Genomic DNA, 15,581 nt, shown 5'->3' on the forward strand with positions numbered 1-15,581 from the left:
CGGCTGCAGGTACCCGATGGCAGCGCGACAGCCAAAGCGATTGAGTACAGCTTGAAACGCTGGGATGCGCTCACGCGCCACCTTGATGATGGCGCCTGTGCCCATCGACAATAACTGGGTTGAGAATCAAATTAGACCTTGGGCGCTTGGCCGTTCGAACTGGCTGTTTGCGGGGTCACTGCGCAGTGGCCAGCGTGCGGCTAATGTCATGACCCTAATCCAGTCCGCGAAGATTAATGGCCTGAACCCGCAGGCCTACTTGAAGGATGTAATGGAAAGATTGCCGACTCAGCGGGCGTCAAAGATCAGCGAATTACTGCCGCATAATTGGCGGCCGTAGGCAATGTGGGTTTGCCGGACGCTTACATGTGACCCACCATGCGCCGTCGATAAGATCGATAGCGCCAGCGCTATCAGAGAAGCTCACTAGTGCTGCCTATGCCTCGCATCTTGATGGCATGATCGAAACTCATGATATTAGGGTCTGGGTGGTAATCCTCCCGTTTTTAACGCCGTAGGCTAATGTGATTGGCCTGCCTGCTTTACCTTGCACATAAATCGCTGCGCTAATGGCAATGTTAGCTCGCTGGGGAAGTAGGTATAGACCTGCACTTGAGAAAATGACCACGCAGTAATTTTTTCAATAGTATTGCCGTCACCTTCCAGTACTAATTCGATCAGTGCATCTAGGTAAGATTTTGATTTCTCATTCGAGATCAACAGGTATATTGCGCGGGCAATGCAACGCAGCTCTCGTTCAGTAAGTGCTTTTGCCGGAATAAAGCGTTGCTGTGCTTGTAGTTCAGCTTTGCCTCCAATGGCGACTTCAAGTTTTAGGTCATTCAGGTGCTGCATCAAGGCTTCAGACGCATACTCTACCAATAACTCCTTAAGTCCGACTTCGATGTTGGCAAAACGAGACATTAGCCATGACTGCACAGCCTGTTCATTATCGGATTCTCGGCCTGTACCAAGAATAGCCACCAAATCATCGTTATAGTACGTAGATAGACTGTTATTGATAACCTTTGCTAGAGAGCGTGCGGTCTCTATAGTTAATATGCTCATAGTGACTCCTTATTTCTAAGTGTTTTTCACATCGTGGTTTTCGTTAATTTATTCAGCAGCTTTTACTTAAATAGAATCATCAATATCGAGTCGCTCGAGCTGGTCTGCCAGATTGGGTAACTCCGCTAACAAGCTTTCAAAGTGCTTTATCGATACTAGATAGGTGACCGGTTTCTCTTTGCGTGTAACGATATAGGCGTCAACGCTATTACGAGCCAGCGTGCGAAAAACTTGGTTCATCTCCCGCTTTAGCCGGCTGATAGGTATGTTCTCGACAATCATTGGAACCTCCTCTCAGGCATTGAGATATCTGCGTTCAGCGGTTGGCCATTTCTACAAATGTATTTGTTCATCAACTATCCACTCGCTCTTCCTGTACGCCAAGCATTTGCTCAAATGCAGAACCGTCTTGTCGCGTAAGATTAGGGATATATCGTGAGTACACTTTAAAGAGCATTTCAGTACTAGCGTGACCAAGAAATCGAGCTACCCACTCGGGATTTTCACCGGAAGCCAGCAATAGTGTCGCAGCGGTATGGCGGGTTTGATAAGGCCGTCGCATCTTGAGACCTAGATGACGGAGCAAGGGGTACCAGACACGCTTAGTAATGTTGTTGTGGTCTAAGGGCTTGCCTTCGGTATTGCAGAACACATAAGGGCTTAGCTTACCGGTTGCTAGATACTGAGCCTCTAATGCGGCTTTAACTGGCCCTAGCATGGGAATATCCCGCTGGCTGCCGTCAGTTTTGGTGTATTCAGTCTTGCCTTGAACCAGTGTTTCTCTGATAGCAATCAGTCCGCGCTTAAAATCGACGAACTCCCAGCGAAGCCCATCGATTTCGCCAGTACGCATACCGGAGTAAAAGCGTACCGCATAATAGTTGCGGTAATCTTCGCGTACCGATTCGATGACCCGGTTAACCTCTATCAGGGAAAACGGTTCAACATGAGTACGCTGGAGCTTGAGCGGCTTGATATTCTTATAAGGGTTCTCAAAGGAATAGCGATCTGATGCCTCTTCCAAAATACCCTTTAGTAGCGCCATATGAGTATTGATGGTCTTGGCTGCAATCTGCTCTTTACCGCCACGCCCTGGCTTAGATGCGAGCTTGGAACGGAACTCAAGAATCTCAGCTTTGGTGATATCGGATAACACACGCTTGCCGAAAAACTTGATCAGCGAATTTGAAAGCACCGATTCAATGTTGCGGGCATGAGATGCCCGCCACTCTATTTTCTTCTCGGTTTGCCATTGGCGTGCGAAGAATTCGAACCTTGGAGTATCAACTTCTTTCTCAGGCTTTGACTCTACGAAGCTAACTCCCGAGCTTGAGTGCAAGAACTTCGCAATATTTGAGCTGTTCGGAAAAAAATCAGCGTAGTTAAATTCGCCAAGCAGAATTTTGGCTTCCATTCGCTGAATAAATGCTTGGAGTTGCTTTCTGTTTTTCGGACTATCGTCTAGCAAAGTCTGCTCGCGATAGCGGTTACCTTTAATTCGAAAATCGATAAATAACTTACCTGTCTCTGGTCTGGTTCGAATATTAGCCATGTGAGACACCCCCGTTGGCCAAAGGAATTGCAAAGTTGCTGTTAAAACCTTCAAGCATTTCTTGCTCTATTACTTCCCATATGTACAAGATCTTCCGTCCGCCAAAAGGACGTATGTAATGTTTACCCTCAAGTAGGACGCTATCTTTAAGGCTTTGCCTGATGGTTCTAGGGTCATATTTTATTTTTGACGAAAGCTCTTCAGTTGTAAGGTATGTTCTGTTCATGCGATCATCTCCAGCGTAGATTTAAATCGTTAATGATAATATAAATTATCATTTGATATTAAATATACCTAGATTTGCGATCAATGCAATCATTATTTGATAATATTTTTAATCGTTTGAGGTTTTAGGTGATCCGTTTTCATTTGAAAGAGCTAATTGCAGAAAAGGAGTTCGCGGAAAAGCGGCGGATTACTATTGGTGAGATAGCTGCGGAGACTGGGATAAATCGGATGACCCTGTCGAAGATCATCAATCATCCTGGTCATAGCACGGTGACGGATAACCTAGATAAGCTGTGTAACTACTTTGATTGCGAAGTTGAGCAATTGGTTACTCATCTAAAAAGCTAGCCTTTCCTGCTAAGGTCTATATTCAGCATTCTGCATAAAGCCTTTTTGTAATTTAATGTCTCTGGAGTGCCTACTTCGGCGACCTAAATTAGGGGTAATCTTGAGTATCTTGCATTTCAATCATGATTTTAAAGATTTGTAAGCCTATAGTTAGGGGCGTTGGCGGTACACCGTATGATGACGGTGGGTTACAAAAAGCCTAATATTACTGAGAGAATTTAGCCGTCAATACTGCTAATGAACGCTTAGAAATGGAGATGAAAGCTATGGATCAGCAGCAGATACCACTAACGGAGGCACCTGAATCGACTTTAGGTCTTAAAATTGATTCGGCAAGAGTGCTGAATTTTGCTTCTATCGCAAATAAAATTCCGGTAATTCAAAAGATCGAATTGCAAAATGCTGGTGGTCCTGATCTCGGAGATGTAACGATAAGCATAAGCGCGAACCCTGCTTTAATTAATACCAAGACGTTGCATGTCGCACAAGTCTACGCGCAGCAGAATTACGTTATTGGGCATGTCGATCTAATTGCAGATAAAGAACGTTTAAGCCAGCTTAACGAACCTGTCGTATTAACGCTTACCGTCGAAGTTAGCTGCGCTAGCAAAGTCATTGCAACAACAGCGATTGACGTCGACGCGGCGGCCTATGAACAATGGCCAGGTGATCGGTTGATGCCACAATTGCTCGCCACCTTTTGTCAGCCCAACACTAAGGCTGTAGCTGGTATTCAAAAAAACGCCGCTCAGATATTAAGAGCTGCAGGGCAGCAAATGTCCTTGTCCGGATATCAATCAGGCGACCGAAAAGATGTCGTGCGCCAGCTGTCGGCCATTTACTCTGCAATCGCCAGAATGGAGATTGACTACGCAAATCCGCCAGCCGCGCTAGCGCAGGAAGGACAGCGTATTCGAACCCCGATGAGAATCATGCAGGATAAGTTGGCCACCTGCTTAGATACCACGCTGTTGATGGCGTCGGTAATGGAATCCTGTAATTTACACCCAGTACTTTTACTCACGACAGGGCATGCGTGGGTCGCATGCTGGTTAACGAATTCATCGCTCAGTAGCGCATGGACCGATGATGCGCAAGAAATCCGTAAGCGGATCGCCGGTGGCGAAATGATTGCTGTGGAGACAACCTTGGTATGCGCAGGTAATCAAGCTAAGTTTAGCGCGGCTACTGCGCGTGGCGCGGAACGTTTAGACCCAGATCGATACTCTGATTTTTGCTACGCCATTGACGTTACCCGCGCTCGTCACCAGAAGATCAGCCCGTTACCCGCTCCAGGCGAAAAGCTGCAGGACGAAGCCCCTGACGAGTTGGCGGCTGCGGAGAAGATGGATCTTGATGATCTTGAACTCCCTCTGCTCGCTGACGAATCAGAACCAGAGGCAGTTGCCGATGCGCAGGAAACTGCGGCGCGAATTGAGCAGTGGAAAGCACAGTTACTGGACCACTCAATGCGAAACCGCTTGCTGAATTGTGAGCCGGGTAATCACAGCCTCCGGTTCATTCACTCGGAGCCAGCAAAAATAGAAGATCTGCTTGCGGATGGCAAAAAGTTGCGGATTGAATCTATCGTAAAGCACGCTATTGGTAATGATCCTCGCAGCGATACTTTGCTAACGCGTCATGCAGATAAATCCTACCAGGCCGAGCTCGCTGAACAGGCCTTGGCGCGAGATCGTATCGTTGTCTTGGGCAGTGAAGAAGAGACGAGTAAGCGGGCAATAAAATTGTTTCGTGATGCGAAAAATAATGAGGAAGAGACGGGAAGTAACACTCTTTATTTTTGCATAGGCTCTTTAACATGGCGGCCAGTTGATAAAAGTAAAGATTATCAAGCGCCTTTGCTCATGTTACCAGTACGTATGGAGCGCCGATCCGTTGGCTCCGCGTTTAGGCTTGTGCGTCATGACGATGAACCGATTCTGAATCCGACGCTTTTGGAGGTCTTATCGGAGCAGTTTTCAATATCGATACCGGAGATTCCCGCGCCACATGCGCTTCCAACCGACGACTCTGGTGTAGACGTTAACCGTATTCTCAGCCTTTTTCAGCGGGCGATTGCCGAGCAACCGAATATGGAAGTGCGGACTGATATTGTCCAGCTCGGGAATTATAGCTTTGCCAAGTACTTACTTTGGAAAGATTTGGCGAGCAAGGCCAACCAACTCCTTGAGCACCCTCTGGTAAATCTTATGGTGGAGGGTAGTCAGGAAGCTGCGGCGGCCCTGCATTTAGGTGAGTTTGTTGCTAGCGAGGAGCTGGACACGAAATTGGATGTCGGTGATCTTAATTTGGTTACCATGGCTGACGCATCGCAATTGGTTGTTATTCACGAGGCAGCTCAGGGTCGCAGTTTTGTAGTTGAGGGGCCTCCGGGAACAGGGAAGTCTGAGACTATTACTAACCTTATTGCAGATCAACTTGGTCGCGGTAAGCGGGTGCTCTTTGTTTCAGAAAAAATGGAAGCACTCGAAGTGGTGCACAAGCGCCTATGTAAAGTGGGGTTGGAGCCATTTATAATGGTGCTTCATGCCGCCAAGGCTAGTAAGCGTGAAGTATTGGCGCAGTACCAAAAGGCCATTGAGGCGGCAAGCGCACATAGGCCTGAGGGATGGGAGGAGTTGCGCAGTCAGCTTCGGCAAAAACGCAATACCTTAAATACCTATGTAAAGACATTGCACGAGCGTCACCCGTGCGGCTTAAGTGTGCATCAGGCCATTACTATATTGGCCTGTCATCGCGATTGGACGCCAGCGGCCCTTAGCTGGCCTAGTCTGGATGCTATTGGTCCGGAAGAAATCGAGCAATTGCGCAGCTCCGCGAGAAATATGGGCGTGTTAGCCGAAAACTTTGGCGGTTTCGCAGGCAACCCACTCACGGAGATGCATGCCACCGCATTCACCCCTGCTTGGCGTGATCAATTGCTCGAAGCGGCGGAAGTGTATATAGCTTCTTTTGCCAAATTGCACTCGCTTGTGGTCAAGTTTTGTAGCCTGTTTAAAATTGACCATCTGATATGGAGCGCCGATGATTACGAGAAAATCAATCGCCTCGTTAGGCTCCTTTTAAATCCACCGTCTATTATTCAGAACCTCTCGAATGCCGCTTCCGCTGGTGATTCGATCAAATTAGCCAGCAAAGTCGGTGAAGCAATTTCGCATCGTACGGTGCTGAGTGAAACGCTGCTTAATCATTGGATAAAAGATGCACTTGGGCTTGAGGTTGCGGGCTATAAGCTCCGGTGGCGAACGGCCATGGGTAAATTCTGGCCTTTGTCATGGTTTGCAATGTTTTCAATCCGCGGCCAACTTGCGCCATATACGTTGGCAGGTAAAAGGCCGAAAGCTGATCAGGTTATAGTCTCGCTTGAATATATCGAGAATGTTCAGCAAGCAGATAATGCATTACGTGAGATGGAAGCCTCCGCTAAGTCATTAATGGGCGCTGACTTTCAAGGCTTGGAGACTGACATTTCCAAACTGAATCAATCACGCGAGTGGATGGAAAAAGTGTCATTGGTACTTAGTGATCTTTTTCCTGATGCCGCGCAAGCTTGGCAATATCACAAGTTTATAATGGGCGTTGTGGGAAAACACCAAGCCCGAATGACCAGCATCGGCGATTTCGGTCAGCTTTTTGAACAAGTTTTACAAGCTAAAGCCGATCATGATAAAGCTTTTCATATTGTGTGTGAGAAGGCCGGGCGACGCCTCGCAGATATATCGCTTGGTCTACCAAATGAACTTCATAATTGGTCGAAAGAAGTTAGTCAGTGGCAGTCTGCAGCTCAGCGTATACAGCCGTGGTGCGTCTGGCGAAAGCAGCGCGAAGAGGCTGTAGAGAACGGCTTGTTGCCATTAGTTACTGCGCTGGAAGAGGGTAACTTGACCCCTGCGGATTTTGAAGCGTACTTTCAGTATTCATTCGCACATTGGTGGCTGAATGAAATAGTTGAGCGGGCACCTGTACTCCAAAACTTCTCGCGCGCATTGCACGAGCGGGATATTGCCGATTTCCGTAAACTCGATGAACAATTCATCGAGGCCACGCGGCTGGAAATTTTTGCGAAACTTGCTGCTGGCGTACCTCGGCCAGATATCAATATTCCCGGCTCACCGATGGGATTTTTACGAGACCAAATTACACGCCAGCGTGGCCATCGGTCAGTGCGCGAGATTATTCATAAGCTGGGGGAGCAAAATCAGCAACTTAAGCCCTGCATGATGATGTCACCACTCACTGTGGCGCAATACCTTGACGTGGTCGATACGCATTTTGACATTGTGATTTTTGACGAGGCATCACAGATTAAAACCTGTGATGCCATTGGCGCAATAGCTCGTGCGCCGCAAACTATCATAGTAGGGGATTCAAAGCAGCTGCCTCCCACATCGTTTTTTGCGAAAAGTACACCGGATGATGATGCAGCGGTGCAGGATCATGAATCAATTCTAGATGAATGTGCCGCTGTGCTGCCCTCACATAGCCTGTGTTGGCATTACCGATCTCGAAATGAAAGTCTTATCGCGTTTTCAAATGACCGGTATTACGACGGCAAGCTTATTACTATGCCGTCGCCGACAAGTGACAAGGCGGTGGTATTTCATAAAGTCCCCGGTATATATGATCGCGGTAAGTCGCGGACGAATAGAATCGAGGCTAATGCCGTGGTCGACTATATTAAGAATCGTGTATTAGCGCCAGGTACACGCCAGCAGTCTATTGGCGTAGTGACCTTCTCTGCGACGCAGCAGAACCTAATTCAAGACCTACTAGACCGAGCTTGCGGGGAAAACCCCGACTTGGAGCGGGCGATCGGGGGAGCCTTTAATCGCGACCGTGATGAAGTCTTTGTTAAAAATCTGGAGAGCGTTCAGGGGGATCAGCGTGATGTGATTGTGTTTTCGATCTGCTATGGCCCCACTCACAGTGGCACTGTTTACAATGAGTTTGGTCCGCTCACGAGAGAAGGCGGTCAGCGTCGATTGAATGTAGCCGTAACAAGGGCGGCGGAGGAGGTTCACGTCTTCAGTTCACTGGATGCTGAAGACATAAAGAGCGCATACCTTCAGGCCAATGAATCTGGTGTCGGAGACTTAAAACGGTATTTATCTTTCGCACGCGACGGCGTCGGGGCCCTTGAGACCTACAGCTCACCCACTGGAAGAGGTGTTGACTCAGAGTTCGAGGCCCAAGTTATGCGTCGCCTCGTTGATCGCGGTTGGGATGTTCATCTCCAGGTAGGTATATCGAAATTTCGTATAGACTTAGCCGTTGTGGATCCTCGAAAGCCTGGTCGCTATCTTGCGGGAGTTGAGTGCGACGGCGCGACATATCATTCAAGTGCCACTGCACGAGACAGAGACATAGTTCGTCAATCGGTATTGGAAAATCTAGGGTGGACAATATTGCGAATCTGGTCCACTGAGTGGTGGAACGATGCTGACTCTGAAGTCGAGCGAATTCATGGCGCGTTACTTAGTCTCAGTGAAATACCGTTTCCAGAGCACTCTGCCGATGACGTAGGCTTTGATCCCAGCACAATCGTGGATGAGCTTTCTAGCGATAGCGATGACCTGCTAGCGGAAAAGGAAAAGCCGGCGTCGCATACGGATAATGATGAAGAGCAGCCTGTATTGCTAAGGGCGGACAATAGCGGTACACCGATTCATGCGCGTTACCCGACATATCAGATATGTGACCTAGGTAAAATAGAGTGTGAGCTCTATGATATTCATGCTGCTGTAAGTGCCGTAAATGAGGCAACGCGGGTATTGATTTGTTGCGCGCCGATGCTGAAAGAACCACTATTTCGAGCGGTTTTAGAGGCGTTCGGGCAGCGTCGTTTAACGGCGAAAGCTGAAGAGGCACTTGCCCGCTACTTGTCGAGGGTGCCTACAACAAAAGTTTGCGGCGAGCAGGTGTTTTGGCGGTCGCTTGAACAGGCTTCAGATTACTCTGGGTTTCGTATCGGTGGTGGGAGGGGATTAATTGAAGTACCTCTGATCGAGCTATCAAATTTGGCTGGAGAGCTTATAGGTCATGCAATTCAATGCAGTAAAGCTGACTTAGCGAAGGCAATGTCTGAGCAATTAGGGGTCGCTCGCTTAACGGCAGAAGCGCAGGTAAGGTTGATTGAGTCTATCGATATATTGATCCAAAGTAATCGCGCCGAGGCCGTTGGTGAAGACGCTGTGCGATATATTCCTAAGGTTTAATCTACGCCCTAAATACAAGGAGGCAATATTGTGTGGGAGCTGCGGGCGCGAATAAGGCCAGTTATTGAGTCGCGAGAAACACCCGCAGGGCGGATATTTGATTGGGCAATCCAATTGATGATTTTGGTGTCGGTGGTGAGCTATACCATTGAAACGATGCCAGGGCATTCTGAAGAGTTCTATACTGCACTAAAAGGTATTGAAGTATCCCTGCTTGCGATATTTACGTGCGAATACGTTGTGCGTTTATGGGTTGCCGAGCGACCGTGGAAATTCATCTTTAGTTTCTATGGTTTGGTGGATTTAATATCCATTCTGCCGTTCTATTTAACTCTTGGTGGCGACTTGCGGGCAGTCCGTGCGATTCGGATGTTAAAAATTCTGCGCTATAGTCGAGCAATGAATCGATTTCGCCTAGCGTTTATAGAAATACGAGCCGAATTAGCCGTTTTTGCAATAGCGTCATTGCTGGTTATTTACCTCGCAGCCGTTGGAATCTATATCTTTGAAAATCCTGCTCAGCCTCAAATATTTCGATCGGTGTTTGATGGCATCTGGTGGGCTGTGGCAACGCTAACCACCGTAGGCTATGGCGATGTATATCCGGTCACTATCGGAGGTAAGGTGTTTACTTTCCTTGTTCTTGCAGTTGGGCTGGGTGTCGTGGCGGTCCCATCCGCCTTGCTGGCTTCTGCGCTTTCTCGCACACGAACTCAAGAATGACCGCGATTGGTTGATATTTACAGTCTTGAGCGCCTGTATGTCGTTTGAGTCGTTTCGTATTGATGAGTAACTTTGGGCGTTCATATTTAAATTCTTGCCGGTGACTGAAGGTCATGATGCTAGGAATTTATTTCGGTTGGGATGAGGGTTTGGGCACACCGTGGGCACAGGATGGGCACAGAGGTCCAAAACAGACAGGCGAAAAAAAACGGCAAGCCAGTAAGTCACTGATTTGCCGCTCTTTAATGTGGTAGCGGGGGCAGGATTCGAACCTACGACCTTCGGGTTATGAGCCCGACGAGCTACCAGACTGCTCCACCCCGCAACTGATCTGTTGTCTTTTTCTCTAAGACAGGGCGCGCATTATAGGGATGGAATTTAAGTAATGCAACCGCTTCTCGAAGATAAAATAGGAAAAACTGAAATTAGTCCGGTTGCCGAGAAAAAGCGTCGCGGAGAAATAGGCAAGAAGCCATACCGGCATCTTGCTCTTGATTCATTTGGTCGAACTGTTATTTCAGCGCATCTGCTTCGCTTACCACCGGGCGATCGACTTTGGTGCCGCGCATAACGTTACCTGCGGGAGGCGTGTTGCCATCCCAATGAGCCAACATGACGTGGTCGTTATGAACTTCTACCAACACGCCGACAAAGGGCATATCCATCATGGTGCCTTCAACGCGGTAACTTACGAGGTCGCCTGCCTTAAATGTATCGGGTTCAAAATTTAGATCGAAGGGGCATTTTTCGCCGCTATCGGAAGTCATATTCATCATCGCGTCTGGTCTCTCTATTTGTAGGTGCACCGATATGGATTATCCAAGATTATATCAATTCCTAACGCCGTGGCCAGCTAGCGCCAAGCCGTGGCGTGCAACATCGGCCACATCTCAAGTAACGTAAGCTATTTATTGGGTACTGATCACGCTAATCTGTAACCCCGCATATTACTGATGGATATTCAAATAACGATGAAAATTCTGAGATTCATAATCTATGTGCTGATTATATTGATGGCTACGCCGTTTTTATTGGTGCATTACGGCCCACCGGGCGTAGCGACCACATCAAAAGTCGCATTGCATGCGCTGGTGGGATACGGCGGAGATGAGCCAGATGCAGATTTAGTTCGTCAGCAACTGCATGTCGCTGACGGCTTCCGCTTGAACTTATACGCAAGTGGTTTAGGTAAGATTCGGTTTTTACGCACGACGGAAGCCGGGGATATTTTGCTCAGCCGCCCGCGTACCGGCGATGTGTTAATGTTGACCCGTGATGCAAATCAGGACGGATTTCCGGACGATGTGCGGGTTTTGCTCAGCGGCCTAACACGTCCCCACGGCATGGATATTTTAGACGGTTGGCTATATATCGCAGAGTCGAATGCTGTTGGAAAGATAGGGTTTAACGTTGAGTCCGGTGAAGTCAACGGCGACTACATTCGGATCATTGAGGGACTTGGCGACAAAGGGAATCATTGGACCAAGACCTTGCGCGCGGGCCCAGACGGCTGGATGTACTTAAGCTCAGGCTCTACCTGCAATGTTTGCGAAGAAGACGATCCGCAGCGAGCAACAATTATGCGCTTTAAACCCGACGGCAGTGAGCTTTCGGTTTATGCAACAGGCTTACGCAACAGCGTCGGAATGGATTGGGCGCCTTGGAGCAATGAACTGTTCGCCACAGATAACGGTAGAGATTTACTCGGTGATGATTTTCCACCCTGCGAGCTAAATAATATTGTAGCGGGAGGATTTTACGGGTGGCCGTATATTAATGCCTCTACGCCGGACCCAGATTTTGGAGCTAAATTACCCAGCGACGCGACCGCAAATCGCCCACCCACCTTTGAATTTAATGCACACAATGCGCCCTTGGGAATTACCTTTCTAGAACACAGCAAACGCGCCGGTTTTGATCGCAGCGCTCTTGTCGCCCTACACGGCTCATGGAATCGCAGCATTCCTGACGGCTATAAAGTAGTGGTGCTCGATTGGCAAACCGACGGAACGGTTACTGAGCGAGATTTTGTAACAGGATTTTTACAAGGGGGCAAATTACTGGGGCGGCCAGTCGATGTTGCTGAGGCAAGCGACGGTAGCATTTATATCTCGGACGATTACTCTGGCTCGGTATATCGGGTCGATGTTGCGGATGACAGTCAATCCTCAGTTTCTTTGCCAAATCCAGTGCCGCAGTTAGTTGCTAGCGTAGACGTTCTCGGTGCTTACAATTCGGCGGAACTACGTAGCGTAAGTGCGCAAGGAAAACAGCTATACGACCAATTTAATTGCTTTAGCTGTCACGAGCAGAAAATCGGCAAGCCACTCATTAACCTGCATGAGAGCTATAACGTAGCGAGCCTAGCTGACTTCTTTAGTGCACCAACCCCACCCATGCCCGCCTTTCCCTTGAATGCGGATGAGCGTGAAGCTTTGGCGGTATACCTATTTGATCACGAACTAAATAACAATCAAAAATGATACAGGCATTTTTATACTACGCGTCGGACTCGGCGCGTCAGATAATTTTCTGAAAATCAGAACCGCTTTTGAACATTCGATCGATGCACAAGGTAAGAAGATTACCCAGCTAATAAACTGAGAAATACAATTACTTTTCTAGCTCTGTCGCATAAAACAGAAGCCACTTCTTATTTGCTAGAGTTGGAATTCTAAATTATCAATATGAGTTAGGTATGATCACCTTCAAAGGTCGGCACACCCCCGAATTCACTACCCTCCAGTGCGTCTGATGGTACTTCGCCTATTCACTAAGTTACCGGCATATTGAGGAGATGATAGCTGAGCGTGGCTTTAAAGTTGACCACAGTACATTGAATCCATGGGTTGCGTACTATACATCAAAGTTGGAAAAAATCTTTCATCAAAAGAAGAAGCGACCAGGCAACCACTGGCGACTTGACGAAACATACATCAAGGTAAAGCGTGGGAATACGATTGATTTTCTCCTCACTACAAAGCGTGCTACCAAAGCTGCAATCAATAGACTTAATCAGAAAATCATCAACGAGACAAAACTCGCCAATACAAATATCTAAACAATGTTGCAGAGCAGCTGGTGCGGCAACCCGATCATCGTCATTGAAAGTGAACAACACAGTCAATGCTAGGCTTTAAAAGTTTTCACTGCGCCCAAAGCACTTTGGCTGAAATTGAGCTAGTTGCTACGTCGAAGAAAAGTTAAATGAAGAAAAATTGGGCGGGCGTATTAACTCCCACCGCCCAACTCTACGCTTTAGCTGCGTAAGCCGAAAACTGATAGTCGATTTTCGACGAATACTATATTCGCGACAGAACCCACACTACTTAATTAGATCAAATTGAACCGGGAGCGTATTGAATCGTATTCTTAAAATGCTCAAGCAAAGTTTGCGTGGCAGTCATATCCTTAAACTCTGGCGACAGTAGATCCGCTATCACCCGCAAGTCCTCGGCCATAATTGCTGAGCAAAAAAATGAGTAAATTTGGATTTTTGCATTAATACCCGGTTTGTATTGCATTAAAAGATCGACTACATAGGAAAATGGGCGCAGCAACGCCAACTCGGTGACAGACGCAAGATCAACACCGTTAGAGTCAATTAATAATCGTTGTATTAAGCGACGCAAAACTAGGTCTGCTTGCAGTCGCGTAAGAAAACTCTCGACAAAACTGAATAGTCTTTCTTCCGAACTGTAGCTCTCCTCCGTCAGACTCATGCTAAAAATATCACTTATAGCGCATTCTATGTAATGCGCCACGCAGTGAGTGTAGACATCTTCCTTACTATTAAAATGGTCGTAAAGCGCCCCTTTAGTGAGTCTGCACGCTTTCCCCAGCCCATCCATACTCACACCACTATATCCCGACTTGGAAAATAAGGTCGCTCCGGTATGCAGGATATGCGCTCTAGTTCGTTCTCTTTTAGTCATCCCGATATCTTGTGGCATAAATTTTCCGTTTTAGATTTTCTGCAAACGATACTAACTCTAATTATGGACATATTACCTTGTAAATTAAAATACCAAACGGTATATTTATTCGCTGAGCCGCAGTAAAAAATCAAAAACTCGTATTTAGTTATTTTTTTCACCTGATTCACGAGCACTGCAAACAGCTAGCTCCCTAGCGAGAGTTATATTAAACACATTAACAACAATCAGACGATTACTAGCATGTCGGATCTAAAAGCCCTGAACATAAGTCGCGGATTTCTAACCCTGCTACTATTTCTCGTCTACCTTACCGTACACGCGGATGGGCTTGGAAACTGCATCGGAGATATCTGTTTCTCATCGCCGGAAAAATCACAACAAATATTGATTGCACCCTATCTATATGGCCCCGACATCAACGGAAATGCTGAAGTTGAAGGTATGGATGCAAATTTTGACTACAGCGTAGAAGAATTGGCCAGTGGTATTAACGCTGGCGGTATGGGATACCTTGTATGGGAGCGTGGATCGGACTTTTTCTATATGGAAGGATTGGGCTTTCGTTACAAAGATCGAATCAACGCATTCCAAGATAAACTTCTGAGCGCTGAAATTGCTCTTTTGGAACTAGGCTATGGGCGAAATTACTGCACAGGCATTACGCAAGCAGGATCTAAATGCGCCTTGATGATTAGCCCATATATTGGACTGCGACATACCCGAATGAATATTGCAATAAAGTTGAATGAAGGAGGTCTCGAAGCCATATTTTTGGCTCTTGCCGGCTTGCCGAATGTCTATCAAGCAGATGAGCGATGGCTTGATCCCGCAGTAGGCATCATCATAAAGTATGACATCAACACGCGTCTCAAGTTTTATACCAAAGGAGATATTGCTGGTTTAGGCATTGGTTATAATGACTATTGGAACTTTATGAGCGCGCTCTACTTACAAGCTACGGAACATTGGAATATTGCTGCCGGATATAGGGTCTCCGACTTTGACGCGACTCCCGGCGGTGGAAACAAACTGAAATTAACATTGCATGGAGCAGGACCAATAGTCGGTATCGTATACAATTTTTAATTGCCATTTATCAATAAACTGTCACGCACTGGGCACCCTGTGAAACCGTGTAAATCTGCCTCCCCAAAAAAACGAAACAACGCGTAGTACAACGCTGTCTGTTGAAGTAATTAAGAAACTTATACTAGCTTAAAAGCTAACTCCCCCACATAAAGATGAATACTTGGCATATGACAGAGTCATCTGCTGAAGTCACGCCGACAACAGGGAGAAAATTTTCGTCACAACCCCAAAGCTAATTGTAATTAGCTCTCAGCTAACGCTAGAGCATACAAGTGCGTATTCCGCTGAACCTGATCAGTCGTACCGCTTGAACGTGATCACTTAATCCACCTCATACATCATGTGCCGTCTTTTTACTTTAAGTGATCATCTTCAGTCAATGTAGTCATCAGTTTTCGC

General features: G+C 47.1%; 10 protein-coding genes, 1 tRNA gene and 2 pseudogenes. 7 read left to right on the forward strand and 6 right to left on the reverse strand.

All coding sequences use genetic code 11. The features are described 5' to 3' along the window. Positions 1-340 (forward strand): annotated as a pseudogene (locus O9X78_RS17885) (IS66 family transposase); the annotation flags it as partial. Positions 341-519: 179 nt separating this feature from the next. Here O9X78_RS17885 and O9X78_RS17890 read toward each other — a convergent pair. The 3 genes from O9X78_RS17890 to O9X78_RS17900 all read right to left on the reverse strand — a co-directional run bounded on the left by O9X78_RS17890 (position 520) and on the right by O9X78_RS17900 (position 2,620). Further along, positions 520-1,068, reverse strand: coding sequence for a hypothetical protein (locus O9X78_RS17890; RefSeq protein ID WP_269621080.1), 549 nt, complete (start codon positions 1,066-1,068; stop codon positions 520-522). A 66-nt stretch (positions 1,069-1,134) separates the two neighbouring features. Next, positions 1,135-1,350: a type II toxin-antitoxin system Phd/YefM family antitoxin gene (locus O9X78_RS17895; RefSeq protein WP_269621081.1), complete on the reverse strand. Its 216-nt coding sequence runs from the start codon at positions 1,348-1,350 to the stop codon at positions 1,135-1,137. A gap of 70 nt (positions 1,351-1,420) precedes the next feature. Next, positions 1,421-2,620 carry an Arm DNA-binding domain-containing protein gene (locus O9X78_RS17900; RefSeq protein WP_269621082.1) on the reverse strand — a complete coding sequence of 400 codons (1,200 nt, stop codon included), beginning with the start codon at positions 2,618-2,620 and terminating at the stop codon, positions 1,421-1,423. Positions 2,621-2,989: 369 nt separating this feature from the next. On the opposite strand from O9X78_RS17900, the gene O9X78_RS17905 reads away from it, so the two are divergent. The 3 genes from O9X78_RS17905 (at position 2,990) to O9X78_RS17915 (ending at position 10,155) form a co-directional block, all read left to right on the forward strand. Next, complete coding sequence (locus O9X78_RS17905) at positions 2,990-3,196, forward strand: helix-turn-helix domain-containing protein (protein WP_269621083.1); 207 nt, start codon at positions 2,990-2,992, stop codon at positions 3,194-3,196. Between the two features lie 266 nt (positions 3,197-3,462). Continuing rightward, entirely contained in the window at positions 3,463-9,432 is a 5,970-nt protein-coding gene (gene proA, locus O9X78_RS17910) for an anti-phage protein ProA (protein WP_269621084.1), read from the forward strand. Positions 9,433-9,462: 30 nt separating this feature from the next. Continuing rightward, positions 9,463-10,155 (forward strand): ion transporter, encoded by a 693-nt coding sequence (locus O9X78_RS17915; protein ID WP_269621085.1) that lies wholly within the window; start codon positions 9,463-9,465, stop codon positions 10,153-10,155. A gap of 248 nt (positions 10,156-10,403) precedes the next feature. On the opposite strand, the gene O9X78_RS17920 is transcribed toward O9X78_RS17915, so the two are convergent. Next, positions 10,404-10,480, reverse strand: a tRNA-Met gene (locus O9X78_RS17920). 187 nt (positions 10,481-10,667) lie between these two features. Continuing rightward, positions 10,668-10,931 (reverse strand): hypothetical protein, encoded by a 264-nt coding sequence (locus O9X78_RS17925; protein ID WP_269621086.1) that lies wholly within the window; start codon positions 10,929-10,931, stop codon positions 10,668-10,670. A 195-nt stretch (positions 10,932-11,126) separates the two neighbouring features. On the opposite strand from O9X78_RS17925, the gene O9X78_RS17930 reads away from it, so the two are divergent. Both O9X78_RS17930 and O9X78_RS21045 read left to right on the forward strand, forming a co-directional pair. Beyond that, positions 11,127-12,638, forward strand: a complete 1,512-nt coding sequence (locus O9X78_RS17930) for a PQQ-dependent sugar dehydrogenase (protein ID WP_269621087.1) — start codon at positions 11,127-11,129, stop codon at positions 12,636-12,638. 215 nt (positions 12,639-12,853) lie between these two features. Next, positions 12,854-13,425 (forward strand): annotated as a pseudogene (locus tag O9X78_RS21045) (IS6 family transposase). Between the two features lie 68 nt (positions 13,426-13,493). Here the strand turns inward: O9X78_RS21045 and O9X78_RS17935 are convergent. Then, positions 13,494-14,108 (reverse strand): TetR/AcrR family transcriptional regulator, encoded by a 615-nt coding sequence (locus O9X78_RS17935; protein WP_269621088.1) that lies wholly within the window; start codon positions 14,106-14,108, stop codon positions 13,494-13,496. 225 nt (positions 14,109-14,333) lie between these two features. Between O9X78_RS17935 and O9X78_RS17940 the strand changes: the two genes are divergently transcribed. Beyond that, positions 14,334-15,179, forward strand: a complete 846-nt coding sequence (locus tag O9X78_RS17940; protein WP_269621089.1) for a hypothetical protein — start codon at positions 14,334-14,336, stop codon at positions 15,177-15,179. The last annotated feature ends 402 nt before the right edge of the window (positions 15,180-15,581 follow it).

Origin of the sequence: Zhongshania aquatica (genome assembly GCF_027257955.1) — a bacterium.
GTDB classification, from domain to species: Bacteria; Pseudomonadota; Gammaproteobacteria; order Pseudomonadales; family Spongiibacteraceae; genus Spongiibacter; species Spongiibacter aquatica.

Coding starts and splice junctions, on each gene's coding strand:
- O9X78_RS17890 (WP_269621080.1), bottom strand. CDS start 1,068: ATGAGCATATTAACTATAGAGACCGCACGCTCTCTAGCAAAGGTTATC.
- O9X78_RS17895 (WP_269621081.1), bottom strand. CDS start 1,350: ATGATTGTCGAGAACATACCTATCAGCCGGCTAAAGCGGGAGATGAAC.
- O9X78_RS17900 (WP_269621082.1), bottom strand. CDS start 2,620: ATGGCTAATATTCGAACCAGACCAGAGACAGGTAAGTTATTTATCGAT.
- proA (WP_269621084.1), top strand. CDS start 3,463: ATGGATCAGCAGCAGATACCACTAACGGAGGCACCTGAATCGACTTTA.
- O9X78_RS17925 (WP_269621086.1), bottom strand. CDS start 10,931: ATGATGAATATGACTTCCGATAGCGGCGAAAAATGCCCCTTCGATCTA.
- O9X78_RS17930 (WP_269621087.1), top strand. CDS start 11,127: ATGAAAATTCTGAGATTCATAATCTATGTGCTGATTATATTGATGGCT.
- O9X78_RS17935 (WP_269621088.1), bottom strand. CDS start 14,108: ATGCCACAAGATATCGGGATGACTAAAAGAGAACGAACTAGAGCGCAT.
- O9X78_RS17940 (WP_269621089.1), top strand. CDS start 14,334: ATGTCGGATCTAAAAGCCCTGAACATAAGTCGCGGATTTCTAACCCTG.